This is a genomic window from Parasphingorhabdus sp. NYA22 (genome assembly GCF_976973735.1).
In genome coordinates this window covers 3,338,435-3,352,241 of record NZ_OZ333477.1, presented here as the reverse complement: position 1 = coordinate 3,352,241, position 13,807 = coordinate 3,338,435, and the positions used below count along the sequence as shown (strand labels likewise).

Sequence of the window (13,807 nt, the reverse complement as noted above, 5' to 3'; positions counted from 1 at the left end):
GGCTGACGATGACGAAGACTGTGTTTATTGACGGAGCGGTGGGCACCACCGGACTAGAGATTGCTGACCGGCTTGCCGGGCGGGAAGAATTTGCCATGGTCCGGCTGCCGGACGAGAAGCGCAAGGATCTTGCGGCGCGGCGCGAAGCGATCAACGACAGTGATTTTGTCATCCTCTGCCTGCCGGACGATGCGGCGCGGGAAGCGGTTGCGCTGGTCGACAATGATCGCACGCGGATCATCGACGCCTCGACCGCGCACAGGACTGCCGAGGGCTGGGCTTACGGCTTTGCCGAATTCCGTGACGGGCAACGGGATGCTATCGCCAATGCGCGCTTTATTTCCAATCCTGGCTGCTATCCGACCGGCTTTCTGGCGCTGATCGCGCCGCTGATTGCCAAGGGGCTGCTGCCGGCAGACTGGCCCTATGTGATGAACGCGGTGTCCGGCTATTCGGGCGGCGGCAAGGCGCTGATCGAGCGCTTTGCAGAGGAACCCGATCTGGGTTTCCGCAGCTACGGCCTCAACTTTGACCACAAGCATCTGCCGGAAATGAAGACTTATGCCGGCCTGACCCATGATGTTATTTTTGCGCCTGCAGTGATCCGCGCCTTTCGCGGGATGCTGGTCGACATACCGCTCCATCTCGGAGCCATGGGACCGGTGCGCGCGGAACAATTATTGGAAGAGCTTGGCGCCTTTTATGCTGACTCGAAGATTGTGTCGGTTCAGGGCAGGGGCGACTTGTCGGAACTGCTGATCAGCGAGAATGATGCCCCGACCGACCGGCTCGAGCTGTTTGTCTGCGGCAATGCCGAAGGCTATCACGCTCGCCTGATCGCAAGACTGGACAATCTCGGCAAGGGCGCTTCGGGCGCAGCGGTGCAGAATCTCAATATCATGGCCGGCCTCGACGAGACCGCAGGCTTGCAGCTCTAGACTTTTACTTATTCTGACGCCTATTTGACGGTTGTTACCGCCTTGTCGGGACGCAGGCTGGTGCCGGCGCGTCCACTGCGGAAGGCGCCCCACCAGGTCAGCGGATTGAGCGTCGTGGTGCCATCCAGCGAGAAGGTGATGAATTCGGCCCGCCCGCCGATATTTTCCCACGGAATGGGACCACCCAGACCAAGCGGACTTGCGACCCGGCTGTCGGCGCTGAGATCACGATTGTCGCCCAGCAGATAGACTTCTCCTGCGGGAATTTCGACCGGTGCCACGTCATCGGTATATTGCGGCCCCAGATCGATAATGTTGTAGCTGACGCCATTGGGCAGGGTTTCGCGCAGAATCGGCAGGTTGCAGACCGGATTTCCGGCGGCGTCGGTGCCGCGTGCGCCGGGAAATTCATGGGTGCCGCACGGCGAATTGGCATCGATCGGCAGTTGCAGGTCGGGCTGGACCTCCTGTTGCACACCAATGCCATTGAGAAATACCTGACCGCCGCGCAATTCGATCGTATCGCCGGGCAGGCCGATCACTCGTTTGATATAATCGCTGCTCTGTTCTCTCGGAGTCAGGATCACGACATCACCGCGTTCGGGCAAGCTTCCGAACAAGCGTCCCGACACGCGCGGAACAACATGAAAAGTCGGCGATACCCAGGACCAGCCATAGGCATATTTGCTGACGATCAGCCGGTCCCCGACGAGCAGGCCGGGCATCATCGATACCGATGGAATATAGAAGGGCTTGGCAACGAGGCTGTGAAACGCGAGCACGGCGAGTAACAGCAGGCCGATGCTTTTGATTTCGCCGAACCAGTCGGTTTTTTCTTTTTCCGGTTTCTCTGCGGAGCCGCTGCCGGCGGTATTATCTATAGCCATATTATTGTCTTTGGTTTCCTGGTCGATGAAAAGCGTGTTTTCTACAGCGGATGGGCCTCGATGATCACGAATGCCTGCGCCCATGGATGATCGTCGGTGAGTGTGAGATGAACAATTGCCTCATATCCCGCCGGTGTGAGGGCGTCGAGCCGTTTTTTGGCGCCGCCGGTGAGGGCGAGTGTCGGCGCGCCGCTTTTGGCATTGATAACGCCGATATCCCGCATGAAGACGCCAGCGCGAAAGCCGGTGCCGACCGCCTTGGAATAAGCCTCCTTGGCAGCGAAGCGTTTGGCGTAGGTTCCGGCAATCGTATGCGGCCGCCGTGCCGCCTTGGCCCGTTCCAGTTCGGTGAACACGCGATTTTCGAACCGCTCGCCAAAACGGTCGAGCGAATTCTGGATCCGTTCGATATTGCAGAGGTCGGAGCCGAGGCCTATGATCATGTTATTTCCTCCCTGCAGCAAAGCTGCGGGGAGGTGGCGCCGAAGGCGAAGGAGGGGTGCCCCTCCACCACCCTTCGGGCGGTCCCCCTCCCCGTCTTCGACAGGGAGGAAAAAGGTTCCGTATCGCTCATCGTGCCTCGTCCATCAGTTCGCGCATCTGTCTTATACTGCCGTCGAGCCCGCTGAAGATCGCCTCGCCGATCAGGAAGTGACCGATGTTCAGTTCCACAAGCTGCGGGATCGCTGCAATTGGAATCACATTGTCGAACGTGAGGCCGTGACCAGCGTGGGGCTCTATGCCGTTCTTAGCCGCCAAGGCGGCGGCATCGGCAATCCGGCGGAGTTCGGTTTCGCGCTCCGGACCGGCAAGTTCGGCATATCGGCCGGTATGAAATTCGACGACCGGCGCACCGAGGCGGATGGCGGCTTCGATCTGCCGCGGGTCGGGTTCGATGAACAGGCTGACGCGAATATTTGCTTCTTTCAGCTGTCCGACAAAATCGGCCAGCTTGTTGTGCATACCGGCGGCGTCCAGTCCGCCTTCGGTCGTTCGTTCCTCGCGGTTTTCCGGAACGATACAGGCGGCGTGTGGCTTGTGACGCAGCGCAATCGCCAGCATTTCATCGGTCGCCGCCATTTCCAGGTTGAGTGGAATGGTCAGACTGTCCATTAATATTGTCAGATCATCATCACGGATATGGCGCCGGTCTTCGCGCAAATGGGCGGTTATCCCGTCCGCGCCCGCTTCGGCTGCGACCAGAGCCGCGCGCACCGGTTCCGGGTGATCACCACCGCGGGCGTTGCGGATCGTCGCGACATGGTCGATATTTACGCCGAGTCTGAGTGGCTGCGAGACGTTCACGTGGCCGGTGTCTCGGCGCGACTGCCGGGCTTGATCGCCGGAATGGCAGCCAGTTCGGGCGGCAGCTCGTCGGCAGCATAAGATGGCACGTCCAGCGTCACCAGCGGGAAGAAGGGTACATCAAATTGCGCCGCGCCATTGGACCGGTCGATCAGCGCGCCGGCGGCAATCACATCGCCGCCCGCGTCGCGGATTGCCTGAATGGCTTCGCGCGATGACAGGCCGGTGGTCACGACATCTTCCATCATCAAGACCTTCTGCCCCGGGTCCAGCCGGAAACCCCGGCGCAGTTCAAACGTGCCGTCGGGCCGTTCGAGAAACAGCGCCTCAAGACCGAGTGCTCGCCCCATTTCATGACCAATAATCACGCCGCCCATTGCCGGCGAGACGACGATATCGATCGAACGCCTGATATTCTGCGGAATCTTGGCGACCAGCGCTTCAGCCATTCGGGTGGCGCGTGCCGGGTCCATCAACAGGCGCGCGCACTGTAAATATTGTGCGCCATGACGACCGGACGAGAGGATGAAATGGCCTTCCAGCAAGGCGTCGCAGCTTCGGAATTCGGCTAAAATCTCGTCTTCTGTCAATGTTTCATCCCGCTCTGTTTTGCTTCCTTCTGCCCAAATGGGCATATTGCTGCTGCATTGCCAGAAAAATTAAAGGCAAAAAACTGAAAAAATATCTATTCGGTAGCTTGAGGCTTGCGGCAACCATGCCTATAAGCCGCCCCAATCGGACTATTTCAGGCCGGGCTCGCGGATTTCAAATGTCGGGCCATTGGCGGAAAACTACCGAAACTTGGGGTAAGATAGGGTTGAGCGATATATGACTCATTTTGTGAAAGCTTGGATTCTGGCCATCGGCCTGATTCTCACGCCAACAGCATTGTCGGCGCAGGACGCGTTGCCGGCAGCGCCGTCCGTAGAACCGGCGGCGGCCAGCGAACTTGAAGCGGCGGATGCACCGGCAGCGGCGGAAGCGCCCGCATCCGGGCTTGATCCAGCCCTTTATACCCCGATGAAGCCTACGCCAGGCATTGGAATGCCGGTCGATGGTGCCATTGATTTCCAGGAGCAGTTTAGCGAAACCGGGCAAACCGCACATTGGATCAATAGCGCTATCCTGGTGCCGATGATGTTTGGCGTTAGCATCCTCGTCCTCTTCCTTTTATTCTGGGTCGTCTTCCGCTTTCGTCGCGGTGCCAATCCCGAGCCTTCGAAAACAACGCATAATACGTTCATTGAAATTATCTGGACGGTGATTCCGGTTCTGATCCTCGTGGTCATCGCCGTTCCGTCGATCAGCTTGCTGGCCCGTCAGTTCGAACCGGCGCCAGAAGATGCGCTGACCGTAAAAGTAACCGGATATCAGTGGTATTGGGGTTACAGCTATCCCGACAATGGCGATTTCGAAGTCATTTCCAATATGATGTCGGAAGAAGATGCAGCCGCACGCGGCGAGCCGCACCAGCTTGCAGCCGACAACCGTATGGTCATTCCGGTGGGCAAGCCGGTCAAGCTGCTGATCACTGCAGCGGACGTTATCCATAGCTTCGCCATTCCTTCGGCCTGGTTCAAGCTGGATGCGGTACCGGGACGGATTAATGAAAAGGTTCTGCAGATCGACCGCGAGGGCGTATATTACGGCCAGTGTTCTGAGCTTTGCGGAGCGCGGCACAGTTTCATGCCGATCACGGTTGAGGTTCTCTCGCAAGAAAAATTCGACAACTGGGTTCTCGCCAATGGCGGTACGGTGAAGGGTGCGGCGGCTGAGCCTGTTGCAACCGATGCTGTCGCCGATGAAGCGACTACCGAAATTGCGGCTGCTGATGCAGCTGCTGCGACCAACTGAGGGTTAGAGCAATGACAACAATCACAGCAGATGGCCATATCGACGATCACGCACATGATGCGGATCACAAGCCGGCCTTTTTCCAGCGCTGGTTCATGTCGACCAACCACAAGGACATCGGCACTCTCTATCTGATCTTCGCGATTGTCGCGGGTATCATCGGTGGTGCGATTTCCGGTCTGATGCGTCTGGAGCTGGCTGAGCCCGGCATTCAGTATCTGCAGGCCTGGGCAAGCATTTCCAACGGCAGCGAAGCGTCGCTGGATCAGGCCTATCACCTCTGGAACGTGCTGATTACCGCGCATGGTCTGATCATGGTCTTCTTCATGGTCATGCCGGCGATGATCGGCGGCTTTGGTAACTGGTTCGTGCCGCTGATGATCGGCGCGCCGGACATGGCCTTCCCGCGGATGAACAATGTCAGCTTCTGGCTGCTTGTCCCTGCGTTTCTCCTGCTTCTGGGTTCATCCTTCGTCCCCGGCGGCACCGGCAATGGTGCGGGTACCGGCTGGACGGTCTATGCGCCGCTCTCGACCAGCGGATCGGTTGGTCCGGCTGTGGATATGGCGATCCTCTCGCTTCACCTCGCGGGTGCTTCGTCCATTCTTGGCGCGATCAACTTCATCACCACCATCTTCAATATGCGCGCGCCGGGTATGACCCTGCACAAAATGCCGCTGTTTGTCTGGTCGGTTCTGGTTACCGCATTCCTGCTGCTTCTCGCGCTTCCTGTGCTGGCTGCAGCGATTACCATGCTGCTCACCGATCGTAACTTCGGCACGACTTTCTATGATGCTGCCGGTGGCGGTGATCCGGTATTGTACCAGCATCTGTTCTGGTTCTTCGGTCACCCTGAAGTCTACATCATGATCTTGCCCGGTTTCGGCATGATCAGCCATATCGTTGCAACCTTCAGCCGCAAGCCGGTGTTCGGCTATCTCGGCATGGCCTATGCGATGGTTGCCATCGGCGTCGTCGGCTTTGTGGTCTGGGCGCACCATATGTTCACCACCGGCATGTCGGTTAACGTGAAAATGTATTTCACCGCAGCCACCATGGTGATCGCGGTGCCGACCGGCATCAAGATTTTCTCGTGGATTGCAACCATGTGGGGCGGTTCAATGACCTTCAAAACCCCGATGATGTGGGCGCTTGGCTTCATCTTCATGTTCACCGTTGGTGGCGTGACCGGTGTTGTGCTGGCCAATGGCGGTATCGATGACAACCTTCACGACACCTATTATGTGGTTGCCCACTTCCACTATGTGCTGTCGCTGGGTGCGGTCTTCTCGATCTTCGCCGGTTTCTACTACTGGTTCCCGAAAATGTCGGGCCGGATGTACAGCGAATTGCTGGGGCAGCTCCACTTCTGGATCTTCTTCATCGGCGTGAACATCCTGTTCTTCCCGCAGCACTTCCTCGGACAGCAGGGCATGCCACGTCGCTATGCCGACTATCCGGAGCAGTTTGCTTACTGGAACCAGATCAGCTCGATCGGCTATGCCGTGATGCTGGTCGGCGTGCTGATCTTCTTCGTGAACATCGGCTGGTCGTTGCTGGCAGGCCGCAAGGCGGAAGGCAATTACTGGGGCGAAGGCGCAACGACGCTGGAATGGACTTTGACCAGCCCGCCGCCGTTCCACCAGTTCGAAACCCTTCCCCAGATCAAGTGATCTGAGGGCCATTCGGGAATTTGGATAAAAATATGACCACCGCGTCACACAGTATACAGGGCTTGGCCAGTGCAAAGGATCTCTTTGCGCTGACCAAACCGCGCGTGATGTCGCTGGTCATATTTACCGCTTTGTGCGGGTTGCTGGCTGCGCCGGGAACTATCCACCCGGTGATCGGCTTCACGGCGATCCTCGCGATCAGCCTCGGGGCAGGGGCCTCGGCCGCACTCAACCAATGGTATGAATCCGATATCGACGCAGTGATGAAGCGGACACAGAGCCGTCCGTTGCCGGCAGGCCGGATGGACCGCGAAACCGCGCTGCATTTCGGCATCGGATTGTCGGTCTTCTCGGTGCTGCTGATGGGCGTCGCAGTGAACTGGTTCAGCGCGATATTTCTCGCTTTTTCCATCTTCTTCTACGCCGTGGTTTACACCATCTGGCTGAAGCGCAGCACACCGCAGAATATCGTGATCGGCGGTGCCGCCGGCGCTTTCCCGCCGGCAATCGGCTGGGCCGCGGTGACCGGTGACATGACGCTGATGCCGTTCCTGCTGTTCGCGATCATCTTCTTCTGGACGCCGCCGCATTTCTGGGCACTCGCGCTGTTCGTCAACAGCGACTATTCCAAGGCCGGCGTGCCGATGATGCCGGTGGTCGCCGGTCGCCAGTCGACCCGCAAACAGATTTTCGGTTATAGTCTGGTGCTTGCCGCCGTTGCCATCGCGCCATTCGCTCTCGGTCTGGCCGGAGCGGTATATGGCGGCGCGTCGATAGTGCTGAGCGTGGTATTCTGCGCACTTTCCTGGCAGGTTGCCCGCAGCAAAACCACCCAGCCGGAAGATATGGCGGCTGAAAAGCGCCTGTTCAAATTCTCGATCCTCTATCTGTTCGCGCTGTTCGCAGCCGTCGTCGCTGACCGGATGATATTCGCATGAGCGAGCAAGACACCGACAGAGCGCCGATGAGCCCGGAAGAACAGAAAGTCTATCAGGCACGGCAGAAGCACCGGGCGATCATCCTGGCTGGCCTGCTGTTTTTCATGGTCATATTATTCTATTTCATTACCATCGTTAAAATCAGCGGCGGTTCCTGATGTCGACCGCGCAAACCTCTCTTTCTAACAAGAATCTGCGCAGCGGCATGATGGCTGCGCTGATGGGGCTTGGCATGCTCGGTCTGGGCTTTGCAGCCGTGCCGCTATATGAGGTTTTTTGTCGGGTGACCGGCTATGCCGGCACGACCCAGAGGGTTGGTGCGGCTGAGGCTGCAACGGTTCAGGCCACCAGCAAAGTGATATCGATCCGGTTCGATTCCAATGTTAATTCGGCGCTGCCCTGGTCATTCAAGCCGGAGCAGGCGGTTGATCATGTCACCGTCGGTGCCCGCGACATGGCGATTTTCATAGCGACCAACAATAGCGACCAGCCGGTTGTCGGTACCGCCACTTTCAATGTGACACCGCTTCTGGCCGGCCAATATTTCAACAAGGTCCAGTGCTTCTGCTTTAGCGAGCAAGTGCTGAAACCGGGGCAGACGGTGCGGATGCCGGTGCTTTATTATGTTGATCCGGCGATCATGGACGATCCGGAAACAAAAGATATCAAGGAAATTACACTTAGCTATACTTTTTATCGTTCGCTCGATCAGCAGGCGCTAGACGCCGGTGCAGGCGATAGCTAAGAGAAATTCGAGAGTAAGGTTAGGGAAATATTATGGCCGGTGCCAAAAATCATGATTATCACATTCTGCCGCCAGACATCTGGCCGCTAGTCGGTTCATTTTCCGCCTTTGTCATGGCCATTGGCGGTGTCCGCTGGATGCACAGCGATATCTATTCGTTCGGTCCGTTGCTCTTTGCTATAGGCACGTCCGCTGTCGCGCTGACATTTTTCTCCTGGTGGTCCAATGTGATCAAGGAAGCCCATGCGGGCGACCACACACCGGTGGTTCAGCTGCACCTGCGCTACGGCATGATCCTGTTCATCGCTTCGGAAGTCATGTTCTTCGTCGGCTGGTTCTGGGCCTGGTTCGATTTCGCTCTTTTCCCCCAGCCGCTCGAATTTATTGACGGCATCACCACCAATTATATTGGTCAGGAGGGTGCTGCGGCGCTGCTGCAATGGCCGCCAAAGGGTATTGAAGTCCTCAACGCCTTTGAACTGCCGCTGCTGAACACGATGATTCTGCTGTGCTCCGGCACCACCATCACCTGGGCGCACCATTCGCTGATCCACGGTGATCGCAAGAGCATGATCACCGGTCTTTGGCTGACGATCATCCTGGGCGTTTTGTTCTCCTTCATTCAGGCCTATGAATATAGCGTTGCGCCATTCCCGTTTGCCGGCATCAACTATAGCTCGGCATTCTACATGGCGACCGGCTTCCACGGCTTCCACGTTCTGGTCGGCACGATCTTCCTGATTGTCTGTCTGGCGCGGGCCTATAAGGGCCACTTCACGCCGAAACAGCATTTCGGTTTTGAAGCAGCGGCCTGGTATTGGCATTTTGTCGATGTCGTCTGGCTGTTCCTGTTCATCGTCGTCTATGTCTGGGGCGGCTGGGGCGCACCGGTCCACTAGGCCAGGGCGTTGAACGATACCGAAAATACCAAAGGGCAGCCGGATGTTCTTCCAGCTGCCCTTTTTGGGCTCTGTCCCAATTGCGGCCAGAAGACGCTTTTCGCCAATCTGACGAAATTCTCGGACAAGTGCCGCGCCTGCGGCCTTGACTATAGCCAGTATAACGTCGGGGACGGACCAGCGGCTTTTCTGACATTGATCGTCGGCGCGATAGTCCTGGGACTGGCCCTCGCGATCGAGGCAAATTTCCATCCGCCTTTCTGGGTGCATATCCTGCTCTGGGTGCCGCTGACCGTCGCCGCGGTTATCGGATCGTTGCGAGTATCGAAAGCATTATTGCTGATCCTCGAGCATCGCAATCAGGCCCGTGAAGGCAGTATCGACGACAGCGACGGTCCATGATCAGGCGCCTGCCGATAGTCGGGACGATTTTTGTGCTGGCCGCCGTGGCGCTCATGGTCGGTCTCGGCATATGGCAATTGCAGCGGGCCGACTGGAAGAATGGACTGCTGGCGAGCTATGCCACGGCATCGGCTATGCCCGCCATAGCCTATCCTGCCGTCCCGAATGAGGAAGATGCCCCCTATTTTCGCAAATCGACCGTCAATTGTCTCGAAGTGATTGGCTGGCGATCGACCAGCGGGCGTAGCGCCAACGGGCAATCGGGCTGGGCCCATATAGCCCAGTGCCGCACCGCAGGCGCGGAAGGACCGGGCGCGCAAGTCGTCGCTGGCTGGTCCACCCGGCCCGATGACCCGGAATGGGCCGGCGGCATTGTCGATGGCATCATTGCCCCGGACAGCCAGTATATCATCCGTCTGGTAGCCAGTGAACCGGTCGCCGGGCTACAGAAAAGCCAGCCGCCAGCGCTGGAAGATGTCCCCAACAACCATCTATCCTATGCAGTGCAATGGTTCCTTTTTGCCGGGATAGCGCTGGTCATTTTCCTGATCGCGTTGCGAGGCCGCAACAAGGGCGTTGCCCAATCCGGCAACTTGTCCTAACCCGCTCGCCATCATGGACTATATCTCTACCAGAGGCGCTGCGCCCGCACTGAATTTCGAACAAGTAACCCTGGCCGGACTGGCTGGCGATGGCGGCCTTTATGTGCCCGAATCATGGCCGTCTTTCAGTCATGACGAGATTGCGGCGATGGCGGGCCTTTCCTACGTGGAGATTGCCGTCCGGGTGATGCAGCCGTTTGTCGGCGATGCTCTGGACGAAGCGGAACTGCGCGATCTTTGCGAGCAGGCGTACGGGCGTTTCTCCCATGCTGCTGTAACGCCTTTGGTCCAACTGGACGGGCGGCAATGGCTGCTCGAACTTTTCCACGGACCGACTCTGGCGTTCAAGGATGTGGCGCTGCAGATACTCGGCCTGTTCTTCGAGAAGTTTCTGGCCCGGCAGGACAAGCATCTGACTGTTGTGGGTGCAACTTCGGGCGATACCGGTTCCGCGGCGATTGATGCGCTGGCTGGCCGTGACAAGGTCGATATTTTCATGATCCATCCGGATGGCCGGATATCCGATGTCCAACGCCGGCAGATGACCACTGTGCTGGCGCCCAACGTCCACAATATCGCGATCGACGGCAGCTTTGATGATGCGCAGGCGATGGTTAAACGGATGTTCGCCGATCAGGAAGTGACCAACCGTTTCTCGATCTCGGCGGTCAACTCGATCAACTGGGCGCGGCTGATGGCGCAGGTCGTCTATTATTTTTACGCTGCCAGCCAATTGGGCGCGCCGCATCGCAAGATTGCCTTTTCCGTACCGACCGGTAATTTCGGCGATGTCTTTGCCGGCTATGTTGCCTCGAAAATGGGGCTGCCAATCGAGCGGCTGATCGTGGCGACCAACGTCAATGACATCCTCCACCGGGCGCTGAGTGCGGGGGATTATTCCACCGGAACCGTGACCCCGACGGCTGCGCCTTCTATGGATATTCAGGTCAGCAGCAATTTCGAACGGCTGTTGTTCGATCTCGAGGGACGCGATGGTATCAAAACCGCGGCGCGCATGACGGACTTCGAAACGAACCATAATATGCAACTGGAGCCGGGCATGCGGGAAACGGCGGCTTCGCTGTTTACCAGCCACCGCGTCGATCCGGATGACATGTCGCTGGCGATGCGCTGGGCCCAGGACAAGGCCGGACAGATCATTGACCCGCATAGCGCCATCGGCCTGTCTGCGGCGCAGAATGTCGATCTCGATCCGTCGGTTCCGGTGGTGACACTGGCAACTGCTCATCCAGCGAAATTTCCCGATGCGGTTGAACGGGCAACCGGCATTCGTCCGGCCTTGCCGCGCCGCGTCGGTGATCTGTTTGACCGGGAGGAAAAATATACAAAGCTGCCGGGTGATTATAACGCGGTGAAAGAATTTATCATGTCCAACGCCACGCCGACCGATGGCTGAAACCAGCCCCGCTCCGATATTGATGATCAGCGACCCGCGCAGCGACTATGCGCTGGTCGATTCCGGCCATGGCCGGAAGCTCGAGCGTTACGGGAAATATCATTTTATTCGCCCGGAACCGCAAGCGATGTGGGCCCCGGCCAGTGATGACTGGCAAGCCGATGGTGAATTTATTCCCGCATCCGACGAGGATGGCGGTGGCCGCTGGCATCTGAACGCCAATGTCCCGGAAGAGGGTTGGCAGATGGAGTGGGAGGAAGTCAGCTTCACCGCCCAGTGCACGCCGTTCCGCCATCTCGCTTATTTTCCGGACATGGATCCGGTCTGGCGCTGGTTCCGCGGCAATTTGCAGACGCTCGAATCGCCGCAGATGATGAATCTCTTCGGCTATACCGGTGTCGGAACTCTGGCACTATCGGCAGCCGGGGCCAATCTGGTGCATGTCGATGCGTCGAAGAAATCGGTGACCGCAGCACGCGACAATGCCGCTTTGTCGGGGATGACCGATCGTCCGATCCGCTGGATCATTGACGATGCCGCCAAATTTGCCGCTCGCGAAGTGCGGCGCGAACGGCGTTATGACGCGATCCTGATGGATCCGCCGAAATATGGTCGCGGTCCGGATGGCGAAATCTGGCGGCTCGAAGAGCATCTGGCCGGGCTGGTGGAGAATTGCGGACAATTGCTCGATGGCGACAGCCGCTGCCTGTTCCTCACTGTCTATGCCGTGCGGATGTCGGCGCTGGCGCTGGGCTCGCTGCTCAACGAGAAGCTGGCCCATCTTGGCGGAACGATAGAGGTTGGTGAACTGGCGGTACGCGAAGAGGCGCGGGGACTGCTGTTGCCGACCGCGATTTTCGCTCGCTGGTCCGCCTGACTTGCCATTTAACCGGAACAAGATCAGAGATTATCTATGACAGACACATTGCTTTTGGAAGTCAACGATCTCGACGTTGACGTGCTGACCGGGATCTATTCCGAGGAAACCCATTTGCCGCAGCCGCTGCGCATTTCGATCGCCGCGGAACTGAAGATACAGGAGCGCTATGAAGCGGACACCCCGCTCGAACGGTCCAAAAATTACATGGACCTCAAACATGCCGCGACCGAAGCGCTGCCGGAGGGCGTTCATTTCAAGCTGATCGAGGCGGTTGCGGATCATATCGTCGAGACGCTGTTCCTGCAGGACCAGAATATATTGCGGGTCACCGTCAAGATTGTCAAATTGCTGATCTCCGAAAAGGGAGAGCAGATCGGCATTACGCTTAGCCGGGGCCGGAAATGACCAGACCGCTAGCGCTGGTCACCGGCGGCGTGAAGCGGGTTGGTGCGGCAATTGCCGCGCGACTGGCCGATGCCGGCTATGCGCTGGCGCTGCACGGCAATAGCGATGCGACGCCCGAAGAGGGACTGGCAAAGAAGCTCGCGGAAGCGGACTGTAAATGGTCCGGTTTCCAGCAGGATTTTCTCGAAGAGGGCGCCGCTGAAGCGCTGATGGACCAGATTGTCGATCATTTTGGCCGGACGCCGGATTTGATCGTCAACAGCGCCTCGATATTCGGACAGGATAATGTCGGCGAGATTCTGGAAAAGGATCTGCAGGATCATTTGCGGGTCAACAGCCTGGTTCCGGTGCTGCTGACGACTGCTCTCCATCACCGTCGGCCCGAAGACAGCGACCGCGCCTGTGTGGTCCAAATATTGGACCAGCGCATCCGCAACCCCAATCGGGACCAGCTGAGCTACACGCTTTCCAAACAGGCGCTTGCCGGATCCGTCCGTTCGCTGGCAGTCGCCTGCGCCGACAAGCTCCGCGTCAATGGTGTCGCACCGGGACTGACGCTGACGGCGGGGGAATATGGCGAAGAGCAACTGGCCAATATCACCGCGATGATGCCGCTCGACCGGCTTCCCGTGCCTGATGATATAGCCGATGCCGTCCTCTATCTGGCGGGTGCTAAAAGCGTCACCGGACAGATAGTCTATGTCGACGGCGGCGCCAGTCTGAAGAGCTTTGACCGCGACTTTGTCCATCTCGGCAAGGACTGAACCTTCCGATACGCCTCAAAGGACAGGTTTTAACCTAACCCGAAATAGCCCATCTCGTAATCATCCAGCGTCGGCCGCCTTTGCGGCAGGCGGGATGC

General features: G+C 58.2%; 17 protein-coding genes. 13 read left to right on the top strand and 4 right to left on the bottom strand.

Annotated features, from left to right (window positions below; translation table 11 throughout):
• Window positions 1-8: 8 nt before the first annotated feature.
• Complete coding sequence (gene argC, locus ACWFTY_RS15980) at window positions 9-938, top strand: N-acetyl-gamma-glutamyl-phosphate reductase (RefSeq protein ID WP_447525168.1); 930 nt, start codon at window positions 9-11, stop codon at window positions 936-938.
• 20 nt (window positions 939-958) lie between these two features.
• Here the strand turns inward: argC and lepB are convergent, their stop codons facing one another.
• From lepB to pyrE, 4 genes are all read right to left on the bottom strand, one after another.
• Window positions 959-1,825, bottom strand: coding sequence for a signal peptidase I (gene lepB, locus ACWFTY_RS15975; RefSeq protein WP_447525167.1), 867 nt, complete (start codon window positions 1,823-1,825; stop codon window positions 959-961).
• A 41-nt stretch (window positions 1,826-1,866) separates the two neighbouring features.
• Window positions 1,867-2,268: a holo-ACP synthase gene (acpS, locus tag ACWFTY_RS15970; protein ID WP_447525166.1), complete on the bottom strand. Its 402-nt coding sequence runs from the start codon at window positions 2,266-2,268 to the stop codon at window positions 1,867-1,869.
• Between the two features lie 127 nt (window positions 2,269-2,395).
• Window positions 2,396-3,130: a pyridoxine 5'-phosphate synthase gene (locus tag ACWFTY_RS15965; protein WP_447525165.1), complete on the bottom strand. Its 735-nt coding sequence runs from the start codon at window positions 3,128-3,130 to the stop codon at window positions 2,396-2,398.
• Window positions 3,127-3,720 (bottom strand): orotate phosphoribosyltransferase, encoded by a 594-nt coding sequence (gene pyrE / locus ACWFTY_RS15960; protein ID WP_447526917.1) that lies wholly within the window; start codon window positions 3,718-3,720, stop codon window positions 3,127-3,129. The genes ACWFTY_RS15965 and pyrE overlap by 4 nt, the downstream gene beginning before the upstream one ends.
• 238 nt (window positions 3,721-3,958) lie before the next feature.
• Here pyrE and coxB point away from each other — a divergent pair, with 238 nt between their 5' ends.
• From coxB to ACWFTY_RS15900, 12 genes are read left to right on the top strand one after another with little or no spacing between them, the layout of a single operon-like run.
• The gene (coxB, locus tag ACWFTY_RS15955; RefSeq protein WP_447525164.1) at window positions 3,959-4,984 is read left to right on the top strand and encodes a cytochrome c oxidase subunit II; all 1,026 of its coding nucleotides are present in this window, start codon (window positions 3,959-3,961) and stop codon (window positions 4,982-4,984) included.
• An 11-nt stretch (window positions 4,985-4,995) separates the two neighbouring features.
• Window positions 4,996-6,657, top strand: a complete 1,662-nt coding sequence (gene ctaD / locus ACWFTY_RS15950; RefSeq protein ID WP_447525163.1) for a cytochrome c oxidase subunit I — start codon at window positions 4,996-4,998, stop codon at window positions 6,655-6,657.
• A 32-nt stretch (window positions 6,658-6,689) separates the two neighbouring features.
• The gene (locus ACWFTY_RS15945; RefSeq protein ID WP_447525162.1) at window positions 6,690-7,595 is read left to right on the top strand and encodes a heme o synthase; all 906 of its coding nucleotides are present in this window, start codon (window positions 6,690-6,692) and stop codon (window positions 7,593-7,595) included.
• Entirely contained in the window at window positions 7,592-7,753 is a 162-nt protein-coding gene (locus ACWFTY_RS15940; RefSeq protein WP_447525161.1) for a hypothetical protein, read from the top strand. The genes ACWFTY_RS15945 and ACWFTY_RS15940 overlap by 4 nt, the downstream gene beginning before the upstream one ends.
• On the top strand, window positions 7,753-8,340 hold the full coding sequence (locus ACWFTY_RS15935; RefSeq protein ID WP_447525160.1) for a cytochrome c oxidase assembly protein: 588 nt from the start codon (window positions 7,753-7,755) through the stop codon (window positions 8,338-8,340). The genes ACWFTY_RS15940 and ACWFTY_RS15935 overlap by 1 nt, the downstream gene beginning before the upstream one ends.
• 32 nt (window positions 8,341-8,372) lie before the next feature.
• Window positions 8,373-9,239 carry a cytochrome c oxidase subunit 3 gene (locus ACWFTY_RS15930; protein WP_447525159.1) on the top strand — a complete coding sequence of 289 codons (867 nt, stop codon included), beginning with the start codon at window positions 8,373-8,375 and terminating at the stop codon, window positions 9,237-9,239.
• A gap of 9 nt (window positions 9,240-9,248) precedes the next feature.
• A complete protein-coding gene (locus tag ACWFTY_RS15925; RefSeq protein ID WP_447525158.1) occupies window positions 9,249-9,641 on the top strand; it encodes a DUF983 domain-containing protein in 393 nt (130 codons plus the stop codon).
• Complete coding sequence (locus ACWFTY_RS15920; protein ID WP_447525157.1) at window positions 9,638-10,243, top strand: SURF1 family protein; 606 nt, start codon at window positions 9,638-9,640, stop codon at window positions 10,241-10,243. Before ACWFTY_RS15925 ends, ACWFTY_RS15920 begins: the two co-directional genes overlap by 4 nt.
• Window positions 10,244-10,256: 13 nt before the next feature.
• Window positions 10,257-11,660: a threonine synthase gene (gene thrC / locus ACWFTY_RS15915; RefSeq protein WP_447525156.1), complete on the top strand. Its 1,404-nt coding sequence runs from the start codon at window positions 10,257-10,259 to the stop codon at window positions 11,658-11,660.
• Window positions 11,653-12,537, top strand: coding sequence for a class I SAM-dependent methyltransferase (locus ACWFTY_RS15910; RefSeq protein WP_447525155.1), 885 nt, complete (start codon window positions 11,653-11,655; stop codon window positions 12,535-12,537). The genes thrC and ACWFTY_RS15910 overlap by 8 nt, the downstream gene beginning before the upstream one ends.
• A 36-nt stretch (window positions 12,538-12,573) precedes the next feature.
• Window positions 12,574-12,945 carry a dihydroneopterin aldolase gene (locus ACWFTY_RS15905; RefSeq protein WP_447525154.1) on the top strand — a complete coding sequence of 124 codons (372 nt, stop codon included), beginning with the start codon at window positions 12,574-12,576 and terminating at the stop codon, window positions 12,943-12,945.
• Window positions 12,942-13,709 (top strand): SDR family oxidoreductase, encoded by a 768-nt coding sequence (locus tag ACWFTY_RS15900; RefSeq protein WP_447525153.1) that lies wholly within the window; start codon window positions 12,942-12,944, stop codon window positions 13,707-13,709. Before ACWFTY_RS15905 ends, ACWFTY_RS15900 begins: the two co-directional genes overlap by 4 nt.
• Window positions 13,710-13,807 lie beyond the last annotated feature (98 nt).

What these genes read in the sequence shown, in the direction of transcription:
- thrC (WP_447525156.1), top strand. Translation starts at nt 10,257, where the DNA reads ATGGACTATATCTCTACCAGAGGCGCTGCGCCCGCACTGAATTTCGAA.
- ctaD (WP_447525163.1), top strand. Translation starts at nt 4,996, where the DNA reads ATGACAACAATCACAGCAGATGGCCATATCGACGATCACGCACATGAT.
- ACWFTY_RS15930 (WP_447525159.1), top strand. Translation starts at nt 8,373, where the DNA reads ATGGCCGGTGCCAAAAATCATGATTATCACATTCTGCCGCCAGACATC.
- ACWFTY_RS15905 (WP_447525154.1), top strand. Translation starts at nt 12,574, where the DNA reads ATGACAGACACATTGCTTTTGGAAGTCAACGATCTCGACGTTGACGTG.
- ACWFTY_RS15940 (WP_447525161.1), top strand. Translation starts at nt 7,592, where the DNA reads ATGAGCGAGCAAGACACCGACAGAGCGCCGATGAGCCCGGAAGAACAG.
- ACWFTY_RS15900 (WP_447525153.1), top strand. Translation starts at nt 12,942, where the DNA reads ATGACCAGACCGCTAGCGCTGGTCACCGGCGGCGTGAAGCGGGTTGGT.
- ACWFTY_RS15910 (WP_447525155.1), top strand. Translation starts at nt 11,653, where the DNA reads ATGGCTGAAACCAGCCCCGCTCCGATATTGATGATCAGCGACCCGCGC.
- ACWFTY_RS15935 (WP_447525160.1), top strand. Translation starts at nt 7,753, where the DNA reads ATGTCGACCGCGCAAACCTCTCTTTCTAACAAGAATCTGCGCAGCGGC.
- acpS (WP_447525166.1), bottom strand. Translation starts at nt 2,268, where the DNA reads ATGATCATAGGCCTCGGCTCCGACCTCTGCAATATCGAACGGATCCAG.
- argC (WP_447525168.1), top strand. Translation starts at nt 9, where the DNA reads ATGACGAAGACTGTGTTTATTGACGGAGCGGTGGGCACCACCGGACTA.
- ACWFTY_RS15920 (WP_447525157.1), top strand. Translation starts at nt 9,638, where the DNA reads ATGATCAGGCGCCTGCCGATAGTCGGGACGATTTTTGTGCTGGCCGCC.
- lepB (WP_447525167.1), bottom strand. Translation starts at nt 1,825, where the DNA reads ATGGCTATAGATAATACCGCCGGCAGCGGCTCCGCAGAGAAACCGGAA.
- ACWFTY_RS15945 (WP_447525162.1), top strand. Translation starts at nt 6,690, where the DNA reads ATGACCACCGCGTCACACAGTATACAGGGCTTGGCCAGTGCAAAGGAT.
- coxB (WP_447525164.1), top strand. Translation starts at nt 3,959, where the DNA reads ATGACTCATTTTGTGAAAGCTTGGATTCTGGCCATCGGCCTGATTCTC.